Source organism: Paenibacillus terrigena DSM 21567 (genome assembly GCF_000374845.1).
Classification (GTDB): domain Bacteria; phylum Bacillota; class Bacilli; order Paenibacillales; family Paenibacillaceae; genus Paenibacillus_K; species Paenibacillus_K terrigena.
This window is the reverse complement of the sequence record NZ_KB895420.1, coordinates 135822-157395: the sequence shown is the minus strand read 5'-3', so window position 1 is coordinate 157395 and position 21574 is coordinate 135822. Positions and strand designations below refer to the sequence as shown.

General features: G+C 45.3%; 15 protein-coding genes and 1 pseudogene. 4 read left to right on the top strand and 12 right to left on the bottom strand.

The window, feature by feature from the left end; translation table 11 throughout:
- Window positions 1-352 precede the first annotated feature (352 nt).
- From C558_RS0122500 to C558_RS0122475, 6 genes are all read right to left on the bottom strand, one after another.
- Window positions 353-1117 (bottom strand): formate/nitrite transporter family protein, encoded by a 765-nt coding sequence (locus C558_RS0122500; RefSeq protein ID WP_018758566.1) that lies wholly within the window; start codon window positions 1115-1117, stop codon window positions 353-355.
- 3 nt (window positions 1118-1120) lie between these two features.
- Window positions 1121-1441: a nitrite reductase small subunit NirD gene (gene nirD / locus C558_RS0122495; RefSeq protein WP_018758565.1), complete on the bottom strand. Its 321-nt coding sequence runs from the start codon at window positions 1439-1441 to the stop codon at window positions 1121-1123.
- 14 nt (window positions 1442-1455) lie between these two features.
- Complete coding sequence (gene nirB / locus C558_RS0122490; protein WP_018758564.1) at window positions 1456-3858, bottom strand: nitrite reductase large subunit NirB; 2403 nt, start codon at window positions 3856-3858, stop codon at window positions 1456-1458.
- Window positions 3859-4098: 240 nt separating this feature from the next.
- Window positions 4099-4926 (bottom strand): carbohydrate ABC transporter permease, encoded by an 828-nt coding sequence (locus C558_RS0122485; RefSeq protein ID WP_018758563.1) that lies wholly within the window; start codon window positions 4924-4926, stop codon window positions 4099-4101.
- 18 nt (window positions 4927-4944) lie between these two features.
- On the bottom strand, window positions 4945-5832 hold the full coding sequence (locus tag C558_RS0122480) for a carbohydrate ABC transporter permease (RefSeq protein WP_018758562.1): 888 nt from the start codon (window positions 5830-5832) through the stop codon (window positions 4945-4947).
- A 93-nt stretch (window positions 5833-5925) separates the two neighbouring features.
- The gene (locus C558_RS0122475; protein ID WP_018758561.1) at window positions 5926-7188 is read right to left on the bottom strand and encodes a sugar ABC transporter substrate-binding protein; all 1263 of its coding nucleotides are present in this window, start codon (window positions 7186-7188) and stop codon (window positions 5926-5928) included.
- Window positions 7189-7501: 313 nt separating this feature from the next.
- On the opposite strand from C558_RS0122475, the gene C558_RS0122470 reads away from it, so the two are divergent.
- The 3 genes from C558_RS0122470 to C558_RS0122460 all read left to right on the top strand — a co-directional run bounded on the left by C558_RS0122470 (window position 7502) and on the right by C558_RS0122460 (window position 14081).
- On the top strand, window positions 7502-9667 hold the full coding sequence (locus C558_RS0122470; RefSeq protein WP_018758560.1) for a glycoside hydrolase family 3 N-terminal domain-containing protein: 2166 nt from the start codon (window positions 7502-7504) through the stop codon (window positions 9665-9667).
- Between the two features lie 19 nt (window positions 9668-9686).
- A complete protein-coding gene (locus C558_RS0122465; protein ID WP_018758559.1) occupies window positions 9687-13031 on the top strand; it encodes a GH36-type glycosyl hydrolase domain-containing protein in 3345 nt (1114 codons plus the stop codon).
- A gap of 84 nt (window positions 13032-13115) precedes the next feature.
- A complete protein-coding gene (locus C558_RS0122460; RefSeq protein ID WP_018758558.1) occupies window positions 13116-14081 on the top strand; it encodes a LacI family DNA-binding transcriptional regulator in 966 nt (321 codons plus the stop codon).
- An 87-nt stretch (window positions 14082-14168) separates the two neighbouring features.
- Here C558_RS0122460 and C558_RS0122455 read toward each other — a convergent pair whose 3' ends face one another.
- The 6 genes and pseudogenes from C558_RS0122455 to C558_RS0122430 form a co-directional block, all read right to left on the bottom strand.
- A complete protein-coding gene (locus C558_RS0122455) occupies window positions 14169-15266 on the bottom strand; it encodes a DNA alkylation repair protein (RefSeq protein WP_018758557.1) in 1098 nt (365 codons plus the stop codon).
- Window positions 15267-15447: 181 nt separating this feature from the next.
- Window positions 15448-16126 (bottom strand): annotated as a pseudogene (locus C558_RS31710) (Fic family protein).
- Window positions 16127-16249: 123 nt separating this feature from the next.
- Window positions 16250-17644 (bottom strand): MATE family efflux transporter, encoded by a 1395-nt coding sequence (locus C558_RS0122445; RefSeq protein WP_018758555.1) that lies wholly within the window; start codon window positions 17642-17644, stop codon window positions 16250-16252.
- A 296-nt stretch (window positions 17645-17940) separates the two neighbouring features.
- Entirely contained in the window at window positions 17941-18120 is a 180-nt protein-coding gene (locus tag C558_RS31705) for a DUF3934 family protein (protein ID WP_018758554.1), read from the bottom strand.
- A 38-nt stretch (window positions 18121-18158) separates the two neighbouring features.
- Window positions 18159-18608 carry a HEAT repeat domain-containing protein gene (locus C558_RS0122435; protein ID WP_018758553.1) on the bottom strand — a complete coding sequence of 150 codons (450 nt, stop codon included), beginning with the start codon at window positions 18606-18608 and terminating at the stop codon, window positions 18159-18161.
- A 68-nt stretch (window positions 18609-18676) separates the two neighbouring features.
- Window positions 18677-19558, bottom strand: a complete 882-nt coding sequence (locus C558_RS0122430; protein ID WP_018758552.1) for an aminoglycoside phosphotransferase family protein — start codon at window positions 19556-19558, stop codon at window positions 18677-18679.
- A gap of 161 nt (window positions 19559-19719) precedes the next feature.
- On the opposite strand from C558_RS0122430, the gene C558_RS0122425 reads away from it, so the two are divergent.
- Window positions 19720-21528 carry an S-layer homology domain-containing protein gene (locus tag C558_RS0122425; RefSeq protein ID WP_211220791.1) on the top strand — a complete coding sequence of 603 codons (1809 nt, stop codon included), beginning with the start codon at window positions 19720-19722 and terminating at the stop codon, window positions 21526-21528.
- Window positions 21529-21574 lie beyond the last annotated feature (46 nt).

Here is a 21574-nt window from a genome sequence, read left to right as displayed (position 1 = left end):
TTTTGAACACACATCTCTCCCTGTCCCTATGACGCCTATGTTGGATCTCTGCATGATAGATAGCCATCAGAGCCCATTATCATGCTCTATGATGGATCCTAGCATCGTAGAGACTCGAATTTATACCATTTGAGCTCAAAACCCTACTCTACCGTGCAAATATACAGGATAGGTGCCACTTCGAGCGAATTTAGCCAAAGTTAGTGCGAGAATCCAGGATAGAAGTAGTTCAGACGACGCGCTACAACTACTGCTACATTCATCCGCAACAGCAATTCGCATCATCTACCAAACAAAAAAAGGGCTGCACAGAGGATCCATTATCGGATTGCCTCTCTGTACAGCCCTACTTTTATTTCTCCTTCGCAATATACCAGTATGCAATGCCCACGAATAGCATGCCCCCGACGATATTCCCTAGCGTAACAGGAACGAGGTTCGCTGCCATACCCGCCCACGATACTGTCTCCGGATGCGGGATGAATAACGAGATCGACAACAACGTCATATTCGCTACACTATGCTCGAAACCTGAAGTGATGAAGGCGAACAGACACCAGAAGATCATGATAAGCTTCGCTGTCTCTTCCTTCAATTTCATCGAGCACCAGATCGCAAGACAGACGAGCGTATTACACAAGATGCCGCGCATGAACAACTCGAGGAACGGTGCATTCATTTTGGCTCCCGCTACCGTGTTGATGAAATCAGCAACGCCGCCCGTTGCAAGCCCTGTACCAACGAAGATCGCTGCCACGAGCATGGATCCTACGAAGTTACCGATATAGCTATAGAACCATATTTTCATTGTCTCAAGCCAAGTGGTCTTCTTCTCTAACGTACTAACCGTGAGGATGAAGTTATTGCCCGTGAACAATTCACCGCCCGCCATGATGACAAGACTCAAGGCAATGCCGAAGGAGATCCCCATAATAATCTTCGTGCTCGGCACATGCGCTGGCGATAACAGCCCGCCAATCGTGAAGATGAGAATGATGCCCAGACCTACGAACAATCCGGCGAGCATGGAGGAAGTCAAGTACTTCCCCTTGCTGCGCTTAAGCAATGCGACTTTACTCACGCCTGCGTTGTTAATAACGTTAATGAGCTCCTTCATCTATCACAGCCCCCCTAGATACACGTAACCGTCGCGAATTTCCGTCGGATATACTTCAATGCATCCATCATCCGGCTTCTGGACTTCACCTGTGACAAGCGAGATTTTCCAATCATGCAGCGGACAGAACACGAATTCCCCGGAGACGATCCCTTCGGCAAGCGGACCATTCTTATGCGGACAACGATTACTTACCGCACGGACATCACCATTCGATAGACGAAAGATGGCGATCGACTTCTCCTTCACATGCACTTCTTTGCCGATCTGTATCGCAAGATCTTCGAGCTTGATAACTTTGATCATATTCATCGTTGTACTCATCGCGATCATCCCTTCTATCGTTGTTCAATGGTGTACATATTCCGGCGTTGTTCATCTTCGAGCGTTGCGCTCCATGCCTCACGGTACGTGTCTCGGGCGAGTTCAAATCTAGCAGCTAACTTCTCCACCTGATCCTGATTCTCGAGGACCATACGTACTTTGTCTACGCCAACGCGGTCAACCCAAGGAGCTGTACGCTCTCCATAAATCCCCGTCTCCCGGTACAATTGAACGTATGCCTTCGCCATTTGCACCACTTCATCTTCCGTAGTGACCGTCGTCAAGCTATCGCATTCCCGAACTTCTGTACCGCCATTCCCGCCAAAGTATAACTGGAACCCGTTCTCCACGCAGACGACGCCGAAATCCTTCGTCAGCACTTCCGCACAGTTCCGCGGACAACCAGTCACGCCCATCTTCATCTTGTGCGGCGTATCGACCATCTCAATTTCTTGTTCTAAGCGAATGCCGAGCGCGAGCGAATCTTGCGTCCCGAAGCGGCAGAACTGCGAACCCACACAAGTTTTCACGTTACGCAGCGACTTGGAGTAGGCGTAACCAGAACGCATTTCGAGCTCAGCCCATACTTTCGGCACATCCTCTTTCTTGACGCCAAAGAGGCCCACACGTGCTGCGCCCGTAATTTTCACGAGCGGTACATTGTATTTCTTAGCGACTTCACCAATACGGATCAAATCTTCCGGCGTCGTCGTCCCTCCGTACATCCGCGGAACCACCGAGAACGTACCATCATTCTGGATATTGCCGTCCATCCGTTCGTTGACGAATCGGGAGGCTTTGTCATCTTCATATTCATCGGGGCGCAGCATGCGCAAATAGTAGTTCAACGCAGGACGGCATTTCGAGCAGCCCTCTTCATGCTTAAAGCCGAGTACGATACGGACTTCTTTTGGCGTATGCATGCCTTTCTCACGAATCGCTTCAACCACCTCATCGCGGGATAAGGTCGTACAGCTGCACATTCCAGTGACTTCCGCCGATGCATCGAATTTATCGCCTAACGTATGAGCAAGAATCGCTTCCACGACCCCACGGCATTTACCGCAAGATCCGCCTGCCTTCGTCACGGCTTTCACTTCATTGAAGGTTGTCAGTCCATGCTCCAGAATCGCGCCGACGATCGTGCCTTTCGTTACCCCGTTACATCCACATACCGTCTCATTGGCACTCATCGATGCTACGTCGATCCCCGACTCTTCCCCTGCTTTATGCAAGACAGAAGCATTCGTAAATTCTTGAATATCGGATTCTTTCTTCAACATGCTGAACAATCGCGTACCATCGGATGCATCGCCATAGAGCACGACACCAACCACTTTATTGTCACGGACGAGCACTTTTTTATAGACACCCTTCAATTGATCCTGCACCACAATCGCCTTCGTATCATCGCTCTCATGGATTTCGCCGCCAGAGAATAGATCACACCCTGCTACCTTCAGCTGCGTTGAGAGAATGCTACCTTGGTATCCAGCCGTCTCTTTGCCTGTTAGGACATCCGCAAGCACGATCCCTTGTTCATACAGTGGTGCGACAAGCCCATAAGCGATCCCACGATGCTCTGCACATTCGCCAACCGCATAAATCTGTGGGTCCGAGGTTTGCATGTAATCATTCACTTGAATGGCGCGACCTACAGCAAGCCCTGCTTCCCGCCCAATCGCAGCATTCGGTCTGATCCCTACCGCCATCACGACAAGATCACATTCGACACTTGTGCCGTCATCGAATCTAAGTCCTTCAACCCGCTGATCGCCATAGATTTCCGTCGTCTTCTTCTCCATCAGGAACTTCATACCTTGCTTCTCGAGGTCCTTCTGGAGCAGCTTCGCTGCTTCACGGTCGAGCTGCATCTCCATCAAATTCGGCAGCAAATGAACGACATGCACGTCCATCCCGCGATCGATCAGACCGCGTGCCGCTTCTAGTCCGAGTAAGCCACCACCAATCACGACGGCTTTTTTGTACTGTTTCGCAGCATCCATCATCCGCTCTGTATCTTCAATCGTGCGGAAACCGACGACGCCTTCCAGCTCATGCCCTGGTACAGGCAGAATGAACGCGCTCGATCCTGTCGCAATAATCAACTCGTCGTAAGGAATGACCTTCCCTTGATTCGTAACGACTTGCTGCTGCTCTCGCTGAATTTCGGTTACTCGCTCATTGGAGATAAGTTGAATGTGGTTCTCCTTGTACCAATCCCAATCATTTATATTAATCTCGCTAAATGTTGTTTTGCCTTGTAAGACATTCGACAGCATGATCCGGTTATAGTTCGGATACGGCTCATCTCCAATCATGGTGATGTCGAACATGTCAGCATCTCTTTTTAGAATCTCTTCAATACAACGTGCGCCCGCCATCCCATTGCCGATCATGACCAACTTTTTTTTCATTGAACACGCCTCCATCACCACTTTGTGAAAAAATTAACATATTTAAATTATAACTATTTTCACACAATATAATGTGATCTTTCGCACACTTTTAGAGGGAATTTTGTGAAATTAATGGAAAAACGCATCAGAAAAATACCAAAAAGCTGTTCCACACGTATCAATCGCTACGTCGGAACAGCTCTTTTTGTTACATCTATTTGTAAAGGAAGGTTTCATTAACACGCCTCGGTGCTCACATTATTTCGAACTGGAAGTCGTGTAATTCTCAATAATATTTTTCTGGAAAATAATAAAGATGATAATAACCGGCATAACCATGAAGGTTGCGCCCGCCATCTGCAGAGCAAAATTCCCGCCATACTGACTTTTCAGTAATGAGAGACCGACGGACAAGGTATATAATCTTTCATTGTTCGCCATGATTAACGGCCATAGGAAGCTGTTCCAACCACCGATAAAGGCAAGAATGGCCTGTACAGCAAGAATTGGCTTCGAACACGGAATAATAATCTGCATGAAAATTCTGAACTCACTAGCTCCATCGAGTCGTGTCGCTTCCAGTATTTCATCTGGAATGGTCGTCATAAACTGACGGAACAAGAAAATTCCGAACGCACCCACGAGACTAGGTAATACAATCCCCAGCATCGTGTCGGTCAAATTCATTTTGTTTAAGATCAAATAAACCGGGATCATCGTTACTTGGCTTGGAATCATCATCGTTGCCAATACCATAAGGAATGTACTTTCTTTCCCCTTAAAATCGTACTTGGCAAAACCAAAACCAGCCATCGCATTTAAGAACATTCCAAAGAATGAGAAAAGAACGATGATCATTGTATTTTTCAAATACACGGCAAAGTTCATATTTTGAAATAAATTGGTGTAGTTATCCAAAGTAAAATCTTTCGGCCACAATGTTGGTGGAATCAGAATAACTTCACTTTCCATCTTAAAGGATGATAAGATCATCCAAATAAAAGGAAGCACAAACAGAATACCTCCAATTGTTAATACAATCCCGGCCACCCATTGAAATAATTTATCTTTATTTGCACCTTTCATCGGTTCACCTCCACTCTTTTAATAATCTGATTCTTTCGCTTGCACTCTATATTGAACCAACGTTACCGCGATGACAGCGATGAATAATATAAATGATCCAGCCGCAGCATATCCAAAGTTACTTAATTGGAAACCATTTTTATAAATAAACAATGCAGCTGACATCGTGCCATCCAGTGGTCCACCCTTGGTCATAATGAACGGTTCTTCGAAGAACTGAAGCCATCCGATCATCGTCGTAATCGATACGAAGAAAATCGCAAATTTCAGCATCGGAATCGTAATTTTCGTAACTTGTTGCCACGTATTGGCACCATCCAATTGCGCAGCTTCATAATAAGACTTTGGAATACCTTGTAATGCTGCAATGAAAATAATCATATTTAAACCTACCGCTCTCCAGAGTGCCATGAGAATCAATGATAATTTGGCTACTGTAGGATCGGTCAACCACGGAATTGCAGATAAGTTCATAGATTCTAGAATGTAATTGAACAGACCAAATGCAGGGTTGTACAAATAAGTCCAGACTACCGCTACCGCTACAACGTTCGTAACCGAAGGCAAATAATAGACAACACGAAACACTTTGAAAATTTTAGAAGTACCTAAGTTAATCAATAAAGCCACACCAAGTGAAGTTACAATAACGAGAGGAACCCCAATAATAACGTAAAACAATGTATTAAAAATGGCTTTTAAAAAAACGGGGTCCGAAAGCACATTGATGTAGTTTTTAAAGCCAATAAAGCTCAAATTTGAATAGTCTGCTAGTCCAGCCAAGTCCATATTCGTAAAACTAATGAACAGGGCCACGAAGATTGGCAATAACGAAAACACAAGGAGCAATATGATCGCTGGCGCAATGAAAAAATATGGTGCCTTCCTCGAGGTGAAACCTTTCATACCCTAGTCACTTCCTTTACTCAGGTTCCTATAAACAGATAATGAGAGAGCTAACCGGCTATTGTAGCCGGTTAGCTTCATTGGTCTATACTATTACTTATTAATAATCGATTCAGCTTTTTTGTTGAAATCGTCCATTTCTTTTTGTACGTCAGCACCTTTTGTACGGTACACTTTTTCAAAGCTACTCAAGAAGTTTTGGGCAATTTCTTCAAATTGTTTTGTAGAAGGCATTGGAATCGCTGTTTTTAATTGTTCACCAAATACTTTATAGTTCGCGTCTTCTTGAAGAACTGGGTTGTTCCAAGCTTCTTTTGAAGAAGGAAGGGATTTAGTTAACTCCATCCATTTCAATTGTGTTTCAGGTTTCGCCATGAACTCAACGAATTTCAGTGATGCTTCTGCATTCTTTGTGTATTGGAATACGGACATGTTCGATCCACCAAGAGAGGAGAAGTTATTATCTTTACCCGCTGGCAATACCGCTGTTGCCCACTTACCATCAATATCAGGCGCTTGATCTTTAATCAATTGAACCATCCAAGGTCCGCTGATAAACATCGGTGCAACACCATCGCCACGGAAGCCTTGAATCGCATCAATACCCAGATCCACTGGAGCAGAGCCATTCTCAACGAAGCTATTCATATATTTCACAGTATCTACGAAAGCCGGTTGGTTAAATAATGGTTTACCTGCTGCATCGAACAATTCAGAACCATTTTGGCGCGCTAACATAAAGGAAAGAGATTGTTCTTTAACGTCAAGGGCGAAACCGTATTTTCCTTGACCGCGATCAGCAAGTTTCTTCGCTGCATCTTGCATTTCTGCCCAAGTTTTTGGTGCTTGATCGTAGCCAACTTCTTTGAGCAAATCTGTACGGTAATAAAGAACGCGTGTATCGATGTACCAAGGTACGCCTACATAAGCACCTTCGAATGTTCCAGTTTGAACGGATCCAGGGTAGAAGTTGTCTTGTTTCAATCCAGGATATTTATCTAAATACGGAGTTAAATCCATCAAGGCTTTTGCGTTCGCAAATTCTGGAATCCAAGTTGTACCCATTTGTACAACGTCAGGACCTTTTTTCGATGCAACAGCTGTTAGCAATTTGTCGTGTGCAGAATCCCACGGTAACGCTTGTACTTCAACTTTAATGTTTGGATTCTCTGCTTCGAAAAGTTCAGCCATTTTAGGAAGTGACTTCGCTTCCTCCCCCATCCCCCATACACTAATTGTTGTCACTTTATTGCCGGAGTTATCTGTTGTTTCTGCTGATTTTGACCCGCATCCTGAAAGGATACCCATAACAAGTAAAGTAGATGCTAGTACGGTTGCTGCTGTTTTTTTACGCATATTTAACTTCCTCTCTAATCATGATAGTAATTGGTGAAACGTTTCAATATACTTTATAACCCCGCTTCAAAATCGATCATCCATATAATTCAAAACGTTTCGATAATCATTATATAACATGCTGTAATCGTATACAAGTGAAAAATTCGTGATATTTAAAACGATTCTCTACTTTAAAAACTTATAAAAACCTAGGTTGACGTCGCTATTAAAGGTGTTTATAATGGTTTTTGTGTGACGATAGAAACGTTTCTATAATATTCGAATGTCCTTGAACATCGCTTTTGAGGCTTAACAAGATGGAGGAAAACATATGTCGGAACAACAGTTAATTTCATTAATAAGCCAAATGACTATAGAAGAAAAAATCAGTCAGCTACTTCAGTTAGCGGGTCCATTTTTTGAAGGCTCAGAGAGCCAAGGCGAAATAACAGGACCTATGGCAGCTATGGGAGTTTCAGATGATTCGGTTCGAAATTCGGGTTCAGTACTAGGTTTGACAGGAGCTAAAGAAGTCATTCAAGTACAAGAGGCCCATTTAAAAAATAATCGACTAGGTATTCCACTATTATTCATGGCAGACATTGTTCATGGGTACAAAACGATCTTCCCTGTCCCTCTTGCGATCGGCTGCTCCTGGGATATGGATATGGCGGAGAACACCGCAGCAATTGCCGCCAAAGAGGCTTCAGTCGCTGGTGTACACGTTACGTTCGCACCTATGGTTGACCTCGTACGTGATCCACGTTGGGGGAGAGTCATGGAATCTACCGGAGAAGATCCATTCCTTAATAGTGAATTTGCACGAGCCTTCGTAAGAGGTTTCCAAGGAACGGATTTAACTGATGATCATTCTCGTGTAGCAGCTTGTGTGAAACACTTTGCCGCTTACGGTGCAGCAGAAGGCGGTCGTGACTACAATACGGTGGATATGTCCGAACGCCAAATGCGTGAATATTACCTCCCCGCCTACCGCGCTGCGTTAGATGAAGGCTGCGAGATGGTAATGACCGCATTCAATACGGTCGATGGAATTCCGGCTTCTGGAAATCGCCGCTTAATGAGAGACCTGCTTCGAGACGAATGGGGATTTGACGGTGTCTTAATTTCCGATTGGGGCGCAGTTAAAGAGATGATTCCTCACGGCATTGCTGTGAATGAAGCAGAAGCAGCTTATAAAGCGATACAAGCTGGTGTTGATATTGAAATGATGACGCTTTGCTATGAAAATCATCTAAAAGCATGGATTGAAAACGGCCAAGTTAATGAATCACTCATTGATGAAGCCGTCCTGCGTATTTTGACACTGAAGCACAAATTAGGGCTGTTCGATAATCCGTATCGTGGCGCAAGTATCGAGCTTGAAGAAAAACTCATCTTATCCGAAGCACATCGTCAAGCTGCTCGAGATGCAGCCGCTAAATCTTCTGTGTTATTGAAGAATGACAACGTTTTACCTTTAAAAGAAGAGCAAAAAGTCGCGTTGATTGGTCCGTTCTCTCAAAGTGGAGATATTCTTGGCCCATGGTCTTGGTTGGGATCTAAAGAAGAAGCTGTTCAGTTGTATACCGGTATGGTCGATCTTGTAGGCTCCACGCATATCAAGACCGCACAAGGTTGCGCAATCGAGACGATGACGGAAGCTCAATTAGCAGAAGCATTAGTAACCGCACAAGATGCCGATGTCATTGTGCTCGCTTTAGGTGAACATTCCGATATGAGCGGCGAGGCTGGTTGCCGTGGAGACATTACTCTACCTAAGGTTCAGCTAGAATTGATCACCGCGTTAAAGTCGTTGAATAAGCCCATGGTTGCGGTTCTTTTTAACGGTCGCCCCCTAGACTTACACGGCGTCTACGACCAAGTGGACGCCCTGCTTGAAGCTTGGTATCCAGGAACCGAAGGCGGAGCAGCCATTGCTGATTTATTATATGGCAGACAGAATCCAACAGCTCGGTTAACCATGTCATTCCCATATGCATTGGGTCAAGTGCCTGTCTACTACAATCATTTCAATACAGGCCGTCCACAAGGTGCACCGGATGCACAAATACGCTATGTATCGCAGTACTTGGACATGCCTAATGAACCGTTATTACCTTTCGGATTTGGTCTTAGCTATACAACCTTTGAATATAGCGAGGCAACCCTTTCTTCATCAACCATAACTATGGAACAGCCTTTGACCATTAAGGTACTTGTCACCAACACGGGAGATCGGTCCGGTGAAGAGCTTGTCCAATTGTATGTTCGTGACCTATCCGGAGAAGTAGTACGTCCAGTTAAAGAATTGAAAGCATTCAGCAGAATCTTACTAGAGCCGGGAGAAAGTCAAGAAGTTACCTTTACATTAGCGGAAGAACAGCTTCGCTATCATCATTCTAACCTAGAATTCAATAGCGATTCAGGTGACTTCATCGCCTTTATCGGCGGCAACAGTCGAGATGTTGCCGAACTAAAATTCACTTTAACGAAGTAAGGAAGGCGAGTGAGAAAAAATGACAACAATTAACCCTTCAAATTTTCAAGTAAAAAATAATAACTTAGCGTTCACATTTATGAATAGCGGAGATATTCGTGAAATACGAATGAATCAAATGATGATTAATCAATGGATCGCAAATCCATTAGATGGATCTCTGAACAATCTATATCTTCGTGTACACCATGAATCCGGTATGAACTGCGTGCCACTCCTTGGCGTTCAATCCACAAGCGAAGTAAGCCATACGGATACACAAGTGATATTTAAGGGTACATTCGAATCCCTTTGCTATCTTGTTACGTTCACTTTAACACCGATGAATATTTGGTTCTGGGATGTTCAGGTTGAAGGGCAAGGTGAGGTTGTTGATGTCATCTACGGACAAGATATCGGTCTAGCAGATCAAGGGGCTGTACGCTCAAACGAAGCTTACCTATCTCAATATATTGACCATACTATGTTTGAAGATGCAGAGAAGGGTTATGTCGTATGCTCGCGTCAGAACATGCCGCAAGCTGGCGCATTCCCTTATATCCAACAAGGTTCATTGACGAAGGCTGTGGGCTTCTCAACGGATGGATTCCAATTCTTCGGCCTATCTTATAAAGCTACGAATGAGATCGCTGCACTTCAACAAGCACAATTAAATAATGAAGTTTATCAATATGAATTTGCCTATACGGCATTGCAATCAGAGCGCGTTACAGTGAATGGGACTGCACGGTTTGTATTTTACGGCCTCTTCAGCCCGGATCATAAGGCAGCCATCACATCCCTTGAATTCAACAAAGAGATTGAAGAAGCATGGGTGCAGGTATCCAAACTTCAAGCTACAACACGCGCTTCTGTAACGAAGGTAAACCTTGCACCATATATCGGATCACCGCTAACAACCGAACCCATGACATTAGAAGAAGTGAAGCGTCTCTTCCCTAACCGACACCAAGAAGAGTGGCAAGGTGAAGAATTGTTATCCTTCTTTACCGATACGCACGAACATATCGTATTGAAAGCCAAGGAATTGCTTGTTGAGCGCCCACACGGTCACATTCTAATGACTGGGGATAACGCGCACTTGAACGATCAAATCTTAACAACAACTTCATATATGTATGGTATATTCAACTCCCAATTGGTTGTTGGAAATACGTCCTGCAATAAAATGTTAACGAATGCTCGTAATGCTCTGAATGTGATGAAAACATCCGGTCAACGGATTTATATCGAAATCCAGGGTGCGTATCACCTGCTTACCATGCCTTCGATGTTCGAAATGGGCTTTAACTATGCTCGCTGGTATTACAAAATGGCAGACGATATGCTCGTTATTACGAACTTCACAACCGTAAACACACCTGAATTGCACTTACAAGTTCGTTCTGCTTCCGGCAAAGCTTATCGTTATCTCGTAACGAATCAAGTATCGATGAACAATAATGAATACGTTGCCCCATATCACATGGAGCAGTCTGATTCTGTGCTTACATTCCGTGCGGATGCAGCATCCGATAGTGCAAACACGTTGCCTGACCTTTGCTATCGCATGAAATTTACAGGTACAGCTATGACAATACAAGATGAAACGGCGATGTCTAAACAGGTGGATGCTGGATCGGCTTCACTTGTAGTCCTTGAACTATCTGCTACAAACGAATGGAATATGACAGCACAAGGGTTAATTGATGGTGGAGACTTACCATTTGGAACTCCAGATGTAGACACGGAAATTGCTAGCTACCGTGCATTTTATGAGCAAGTTATGAACGGCTTTAATCTGAATCATCCAGAAGGTCTTACCGATGAGATTCAAAAAGTAAACGCCCTGGCATGGTGGTATACACACAATATGTTAGTGCACTATTCTGTCCCTCACGGATTAGAACAATACGGTGGTGCAGCATGGGGTACGCGTGATGTGTGCCAAGGACCAACAGAATATTTTATGGCAACTCAAAAGTATAATGAGGTACGGGACATCATCAAAGTGGTGTTCACTCATCAATATGAGGATGAAGGCAACTGGCCGCAATGGTTCATGTTCGATCAGTACTCTCATATACAACAAGAAGAAAGCCATGGCGATATTATTGTATGGCCACTCAAAGTTTTGAGCGACTATCTGAACTTCACCAAGGATTACAGCATCCTTCAAGAAGAAGTGCCTTATTCCATCCGTCATACAGGTGAGCTAACAGAGAAGAAAGCAACGATCTATGATCATGCTAAAAAAGAAATCGAATATATTAAAAATCATTTCTTGCATGATACACACTTATCTTCTTATGGTGATGGCGACTGGGATGATACGCTTCAACCAGCAAATGCACAGTTGAAACAATATATGATCAGCAGTTGGACGGTTGCATTAACATACCAAGTGTTCAACCAACTAGCTACGGCGCTATCCCAAGTTGACGAAGCGATGTCTGTAGAATTAAGCGAACATGCTGCTGCTATTCAAGCTGACTTCAATCGCTATATGCTGAACACGGATGTGATTCCAGGTTTTGTATACATGGAAAAGCCAGGTCAAGCTGAATTGATGCTACATCCAACAGATACGAAGACAGGCATTCAATATCGCCTCCTCCCGATGACTCGCAGTATGATCGGTGAATTACTAACCGAAGAGCAAGCAGCAGCTCACTATGAGCTTATTAAGAAAGAACTCTACTGTCCGGATGGTGTACGCTTGATGAACCGTCCAGCTCAATATGTCGGTGGTGTAAGCACAAACTTCAAGCGGGCTGAACAAGCATCCAATTTTGGTCGTGAAATCGGTCTGCAATACGTCCATGCTCACATCCGCTTTGTAGAAGCGATGGCGAAACTCGGAAAAGCCGATGAAACATGGAAAGGTCTTGCCATGATTAATCCAGTAGGCATTCGGGACGTCGTGCCAAATGCTGAATTACGTCAGAGCAACGCTTACTTTAGCAGCTCCGATGGGAAGTTCAATGACCGTTATGAAGCACAAGAACGATTCAACGAGTTACGTACGGGCGATGTCGCGGTTAAAGGCGGTTGGAGAATCTATTCCAGCGGTCCTGGGATCTACATGAATCAATTGATCTCCAACTGCTTGGGTATTCGTCATGAAGGCGGCGATCTTATTCTGGATCCTACCCTACCAACAACATGCGATGGTATGCAATTTGACTTCACAATTCGTGGATCTAAGACACGTTTTGTCTACCATATTACCGGCCAGGCGATTAGCCGTATAACTGTAAATGGAAAAGATGCTGCTACAACCGAAACAACGAACCGTTATCGTAAAGGCGGCATTCGGATCGACGAGCAACAACTAAGCGATTTGATGAACGATACTGTGAATGAAATCAACATTTATATGTAAAAGCTACTTAGCACTCTATTAGGATCATCATCACATTTGGTATAATAGAACATTATGAGTGAGTGAACGTTAGGAGCGTATATCGTGGTCAGTATAAAAGATGTCGCTAAAAAAGCAGGGGTTTCGATCTCGACCGTTTCTTATGCGCTAAACGGAAATCCCAAAGTCAACGAGGAAACTGCATCCAAGATATTAGCTATTGCAAAAGAATTAAAATACACACCCAATGCAGCGGCTCGAAATTTAAAAAGACGAGAAACTAAAATTATTGGTGCATTCTTAACGGATTTTAATGGCGCTTTTTATGGTGATTTATTGCAAGGAATGAAGGAAATTCTGAACAAAAATGACTATGATCTAATTGTCTGCAGCGGAAAACAGTCGCATCGTTTGTTGCCGGAGAAAATGATCGATGGCGCCATCGTTCTAGATGCCTTTTTCTCTAGTGAGGAATTGCTGCTCCATGCAGATCGAGGTCATAAACTGGTTGTACTCGACAGAGAATTAAAGCACCCTAATATCAACCAAGTATTACTCGATAATAAAGCAGGGGCCGGGCTTGCCGTTGAATACTTAATTGAACAAGGGCATCGTAAAATATATATTGTTACAGGACCTCCTGATTCTTTCGATTCGGTTCAACGTCTTCAAGCCGTAAAACAAACGATCGATAGAAATCAACCTATTGAATGTATTCTCATTCAAGGAGATTTCAATAAATCATCAGGAGAACAAGCGGCGCACAAAATTATGGAAGATTATACGGAACCGGTTGCTGTCTTCTGTCTCAATGATGAAATGGCCCTCGGTGTGTATGATGCCGTGCAACAAAGTGAATTCCGCATCGGCGAACATATTCACCTGATCGGATTCGATAACATGGAGCTAACGCAATATACACAACCTCGAATAGCTACCATCGATTACTCCAAGCACAAATGGGGTGCGGTCGCTTCGGAACAACTATTAAAACTTATCGCTTCGGAAGAAGCAGATCAGGAACGGATCTATGTCAAGTTAATCCAAGGTGATTCTGTACATCGAATATAATTTTTTTCTAATCCAAAGACGAATTCTATCTAACAAGGTAGGATTCGTCTTTTATTTAGTGCTTATCATTTTATTATAGAAGTTGAACTATTCCCTCAACTCAACCGTCGCATCCGCCACTTCCACCCCATTCACCACCAGGACAATCCGATGCTCCCCTGGATAATGGCGGCGCGTGGTCAGGTCTGCCCAATTATGGCTTCGTCGCCCGTTCAGAACGGTACCTCCCGGGACAGTTTTATCCGTTAGCAGGAATAATTTGCGAGACGTCTGCCCCTTCGCTTTCACAAAGTAAATCCCATATTCAATCCGAACGCGCACCTCTTCCCCTTCTCGCACGCGCAGCGCATATTGAAGCTCGCAGCGCTCGCCAATCATGAGCGAAGCAGGCTCTACAGCAATAGAGGCTGAGGTCGTGAGCGAAGATGCATCCTCTGCATACCCGAAAATTCGCATGATCTCCGGGTCGGCTCGGCGAATCAATGTCCTGCATGCGTGGCGAATGATCCAATCCGTATCCGGGTGTTTTCCCTGCCAACGCCGCGCTGTCTCGATCACGATCACCGGGTGATCCTTCGCAATATCATTCAAGTTGTTCGCAACGCTTTTGCGCACATAGAGGGATGTGTCGGCTTGCAACTTCTCCAGAATCGGTAGAATCGGTGCGGGGTCGCGCTTGAACATCGATAATGCTACACCCCAAGGCAGCCTTGGACGACACCCTTCACTGGCAAGCCGTCGTACATGCTCACTCGGATGCTCTGCCCAGATCGCCATCTGACGCATCGCTCGCTCGGGATCTCTCAGCAGAAACGGTCTTATTGCGAACTCAGAAGAAGATCCTGACGTGAACCGCTCCAGCGCCTGCATCGATAGCTCCCAATGCTCATCGGCTTGTCCATAGACCTCGACGAAGTCGGGCAAGAAGAGGTACGGAAAGCCCGTACAGGTCTCATCGATCGCGAACAGTACCTTGATTGCTTCTTCATAGCTTGACGGCAAATACCGTCCGAGCGTCTCCGATATTTTCCGCATCCGTTCTTTGAGCGCTAGCTCGTCCCACGTCTCGTCGATGACATCCGTGATAAATTGCTCCAGTTGAAATGCGCCAAACGCAGATTTCACTTTCTCACCAAAGCCGCGTAGAAACGCTTCATGATAGACTAATTTTAATGGCTCAGCCAATGCTGTCCCCTCCTGCTTAACATGTTTTTTCTAGTATAACGGATCAAATTGGACAACAGGGTGTCAGGGAATAAAACCGCAAGAAAAGAAAATAACCTTGATAACTTATACAATCTTATCTCTTCAAAAAAACGCCATTGCACTCCAAAATAAAGAGTGAGAATGACGTTAATTAAATGAACTATTTCACCGCAGACAAATAGGACTGCAAAAAGCTCCGCGACGCATTCTATGATCAGCTCCATAAAGGGTTGCAACTGACCTTGAACACTTGCTTCTCCCAGCGTCTCATAATAGCGGAGTCTCGCAGCATCTGCTGCTTTTACAATCGCAGGAGGGTATCCATATTGCATAAGAATCAGATTCATTAATAGCCTCGCCGTACGCCCACTTCCATCCGAGAATGGATGGATATATACGAATCTGTAATGAAACTCTGCCGCTAATAACAAGGGATGCATGATGTTGCGCTGTGATTCATACCACTGGATTAACTGCTCCATTTGTTCAGGCACAAGCGTGTAATGCGAGGGTACATGCTCAGAACCAGATATTCTGACATTGACCATACGGTACCGCCCAGCATCATCTGCAATATTTTTGAGAACAAGATGTTGAATGGATTTGACTACGAATTCCGTAAGTTCATGCCCCTGATCAATCAGTTCTTGAATATACGCAATGGCTTCCGCGTGATTAATCACTTCGAAATGTTCCCGAAGCTTCTTTCCACCGATCGTCAAACCTTGCTCTAACACAAGTTTGGTTTCTAACAACGTCAGCGTATTTCCCTCGATCGCATTCGAATTGAAAGTCCACTCTACGCGATAAACTTCTTCCAAATTCCTAACAGCGGCGATAGGTAAAGGTCGAAGCGAATCTAAGGAGGTCTATATAACTCTAGTATATCAGATCAGCTCTTCGTTTAGACGTTACAAAAAAGCTGACATCGACAATCCGACATCAGCTTGCTTCTTCCAGCACTATATCAACTTCCTGCTATACCACTTCTCGCCTCTGAACCGCCACCAGAAGATCGCACCGCGGATCCCCCATTCACTGACCATCGCAATCCAGACGCCCATGATGCCGAGGCCAAGCGTAATCCCGAGCACATAGCCGAAAATCACGCGGAACACCCACATGGTAATCAAGGATGAGATCGATGTGAAATTAGAGTCTCCCGCTGCACGTAACGCAGAAGGCAATATGAAGCTGATTGACCATAGCAGCGGCTGCGTCACGGCGATCAAGACCATAAGCCCGTAGATCGAAGACACGATTTCCGCTGGTGGAGAGAACAGATTCACGATCCATGGCATCAATGGCATCAGAATGGCAGCTGCGACCAGGAAGATCACGGTGGACAAGCCGATGAACGACTTAATGAACTTCCGCGCATCCTGAATGTTACGCCGCCCGATACATTGACCGACCACGGTCACGACCGCAATACTGAGCGCACTGGCCCCAATCTGGAAGACGAGTGCAATCGAGTTCCCAATCGCATTCACCGTGATCGCCATCGTCCCGAGCTGCACAATGAACGTCTGCGTTAACAGCTTCCCGCCATTGAAGAACATCTGCTCTGCGGCGAACGGGACGCCAATGATCATGACTTTCTTGAGAATCGAGAAATCAATCTTCAAAGCATTTTTGATCCGGAATCGCAGCGTCTGATTGTACTTGAGCAGATAGATGAGCGACACCGCCATCCCGAGTACCCTAGCTGTGATTAACGAGATTATTAGCCCGGTAACCCCCATGTCGAGCACCGAGATGAACAAAATATTCAAACCTAGATACGTCAAATTCATAATGAGCGACAAGCCGAGGCATGCCTTCGTCTCTGCTACCCCGCGCAGCGCGCCTGTTACCGCTTGGAATATCGCAATGAAGGGGTACGAAATGCAACTACCAATTAAGAATAGCCTCGCATTATGAAAGACATCTGCATCCGCCTGACCGAATAACAAATCCAACGTAGGATTGTGAAAAATAATGACGATCGCGCTGATCAAGACCGATAAGATCGCAACCGCCGATATCGCTTGGGCGGCAGCCTTCGAGACCATCTCTGGATTCCCGCTTCCCCGGTACTGGGCGACAATGACGGTTCCCCCCGTCGCTACGGCGACGAACACATTGATCAGGAAAATATTCAGCGAATCGACCATACTCACCGCACTGACCGCCGCCACCCCGGAGGAGCTGATCATGGCCGTATTCACCAAGCTCATCAAAATAATAAAAGCTTGATCCACAAATATCGGAATGATGATCGCGATAATCTGTTTGTAATCAAGCGTGTCTCCCGTGAAATATTTATTTAACAGGACGTTCGTTTTACGTTTTAAATTAGGACTAATAAAATTCACTGTATCATCTCTTTTTGGCTGTATTCAGTCTGGTCAAAGTCCGCGCTTGACCTTAATGCTGTAACATTAAAATTATACCACTCTTCCAAAGAGATTGAAGTGATGAGTATTGCTATATGGGGGAGCAAATGCCAGATAGGATGCGGATACCCGGAGCTACGATCCCTATTTGGACCGTCAGATGGTTATACGCCGATTTATCGTCAAACGTAAGCACCAGCCGAATGTTAAAGCGCCATAAGTCATCACAAAAAAAGACTGTCGAAGGTTCTCAACAGTCTTTCATCATCAGGAAATTATAATTTGTCGCCCTTCTTCAAATCCAATGGATCTGGAGATTCGGACGGCTTCTTCGTTCCCTTGCTCTTATAAGGTTTGGGCGTGTTCATTGCCCGCTTCTCAGCAGCTTGCCAGCGGTTCCAGCCTTTTTTGCCCGTTCCGCGGCCTGTTCCGCCTTTACCTTTTGCCTTGCTCATGCCATCACTCCAACTACCCTTGCGTTCGGGTAAATCTGTTACTTCTTATGCGTCTCCAATGACTTCCACATTTTCTCGAGCCACGGATCGAAGTCCGCCCCCTTCTCACCTTCGTACGCGTCGTAGATATCAATGCGCATCTTCTGCACTTTCTCTTTGAATTGCTCGTACGTATGGTCTTTCGGCAAGCTCTTCTTAATGCGCATCATAATTTTCGAGATTCCTTTGAACAGCTCCGGCTTGTTGCGGGAAGGCTGTTGAACGTTCTCCCCCATCGCCTTAAGCTGTTTATATGCCGCCTCTTGCACAGGGTATACGAGATCATGCGTCATCATCCGCGATAGGATCGCAATCGACTGTGGATGATCAACCTGGCCTAATTCTTCAACCGCTTGAAGACGTTCTCTCCAATTCGCGGAACGCTTCGCAGATGCTTTTAATGCCTCGAAATTTTCAGGCAATTCTTGGTGTATATCTTGATTATTCAATGGATTTAATCCCCTTCGCTTGTCTTCTTATCACCATTCCCTTAGAATAGCTTGTTTTCGGGGTAGAATCAAATTTTTCTGTAAAGAAAATCCTGTGCAAACGGGCCAAGAAATGGATTGCTTCGTATGAAGCTTTCCGCTCTCTCCATGGTGTCCGGTCCAATCGGCACACTGCCGTATCGATGCAGCAGCACCCATCGCAGACAAGCCAGCGCTTCGAACCGTTCAAGCTCTTCCTGTGAGATGCTATTTTTCGCCAAATATGCGGAACGGAACATCTCGGCGTGCCGATCGGATATATGTATCTGCAACAAGATAAACGACCATGCGAAATCATATCTTGCATCCCCTAATTGCCCATTCGTCCAATCGATGACGGTGTATCGGTCATTGTTCTCTAGAATGTTGCCTAAGTGGAAATCGCCGTGAATAATCTGGTCCTGTTGAATTGTGGTCACTTCGGTAACATGCGTTAACGCTTGTAATACATCGGAATGCTCCCTCACGCTCGGGAAAAAGTAGTCGATGAAATCAAACTTCGGAATATGGAAATCATCCATTTCCTTCGCATCGGTCTTATGGATGTCACGCAGCATGCGAGCAAATTGGGTCATTTTCTTCTTATTTACGCTTGTTATTGGCGAACCGTCGAACGTTGTTAACAGCACCGGATCGCCTTTCGGATTGATCCCCCAGCCGAGCGGCTTCGAGACGGACAATCCACGCTCAGAGAGGACATGCAACAAATGATATTGGGACCTGATATCCGGTTTGGAGTGCTTGCTCCATATTTTCAAGACGAAGCTCTGTTCAGCGATGGTAATCCTCACAACTTCGGCCTCGAATCCCTGATCCAAGGGATACACAGTTAAGGAATGGGCTTGCTCTAACAGCTCCTCCAGCTTTTCGTTCTTGTCCTGCCAATTTACGCTGCGGATTAGATCCAACATCCAATTACACCCTTTCAAATCGTTCATTCATACAACTACTAGAAAAAACAAGAAAATCTACCGATATTTAAAATATATCACATATCTTAAGGAGTGAAATGATTTTGCAGCCACGATTCAAGACAAAAAGAACGATGTTGATTTGCCTTACCTGCCTCTTCTTGCTAAGCAACGCATTTGGATATACCAAGGCGCAGGCGGCTGAGACAACAAATGTACAGGAACTTGTGAGCAGCCATACAACAGCGGATATTCTCGCGAAATGGAAGCAGTATCAACCTATGAGCACGGCGTCGAATTATATGGATGGCGATTATATCTATGACAACAAACCTTCCTTTTCTCCAGGTTCCTATCAAGCTGGAAAGCTCAAGGAAATCTATGTAGAGGACGCTATTCGTGCCACTAATTTTGTTCGCTATTTAGCGGGGTTGCCCGATGATGTCACAGCCGATTGGAGTCTGTCCGACCAAGAACAAATGGCTTCGATACTCAATGCGCTGAATGGCGGGTTGTCCCACTATCCGCCTCAACCTGCGCAAATGTCCGATTCGCTCTACAAGCTTGGTTATAAAGGCGCTTCGTCCAGCAATCTATCGGCAGGGAGACCTACGCTGTACTCGACGATCCTATTCGGTTACATGTCTGACCGCAGTGCTTCCAATATTGATCGCGTCGGACATCGCCGCTGGATTCTCAATCCGCCCATGAAGAAGACCATGTTCGGAATGGCCCTTTTCACGGAATCTCGTTACGGCAGCTATTCGGCAATGTATGCATTCAACAAGGATCGCAATCCAAATGATGTGCAATATGATTATGTGAGCTGGCCATCGGCTGGATATTTTCCGAATGAAGTATTTGCCGTTGATGACCCATGGTCTATAGGACTGCAGCCGAATCGCTATGATGCGAACCGCACCTCCGATATTCAGGTCACGCTGAAGCGCGAACGTGATGGACGTGTATGGAATCTCGACAAGTCGTCAACTGACAAAGAGGGAGACTATTTCAACGTGGATACGGGAGGGTATGGGATTCCATTGACGATCATTTTCCGTCCGAAAGGCATTGAATCCTTCGCGAGCAATGACGCATTCCAAGTCACGGTAACCGGGGTCTATACCAAAGACGGTCAACCGACGACGATTTCGTACAAAACAACGTTCTTCGATATGGTACCGGCGATCTCCACTGTTACGCAACTCATCAAGTTAAATGTCGGTGAATCGTTCACCATTCCGATTCAATTCGAACATTCCAAGGATGAGAAGCAGCAGCTCACGTATACAAGCACAAATCCAAATATTCTATCTATTGATCAGCAGGGCGTCGTGACAGCGTTGCGTGAAGGTGAGGGCACCATTCAAATCAGTGGATTTTTCGATAGTTATGCAGATGTTCGCTTTAGCGTTAGTACATCCAATGGAACGGATCGTCCAAGTGCGTGGGCGTTAGAAGACTATACATTTGCGAAAAGCAAAGGGCTTGTAAGCCTGGAATACGATGAGCGATACCAATCTGCGATGGACCGCTATGGATTCGCGCAAGCAGCAGTAGGTCTCATCGAGCAGCTCCAAGGCACACCGATTCCGACGAAGGAATCCCCTTTTACTGACACGAAATCCGAAGTCGCGATCAAGGCATACTACAGCGGCATCATGAAAGGGAATGCCTTGAGCCAATTCACTCCGACGATGTCCATCACGCGGCAAGAAGCCGCTGTCTTGCTGATGAATATATACAATAAACTGAACAAATCCGAAGCATCCGTCATTTCAGGACTGGCAAAAACATTATTCAAAGATGATGCCGCCATTGCATCCTGGGCTAAAGCCAGTGTCTATCACGCCGCACAGCTGGGGTTATTGAAAGGAAATGATGAGGGTACCTTCCTCCCAAAAGGCCAGCTTACGCGTGAACAAACCTTCGCTATGTTAGCTAAATTGTATAAAATAATAAGTGAATAAACATAATGGAAAAGACCGTCGGGGTGAAGATCACCCTGACGGTCTT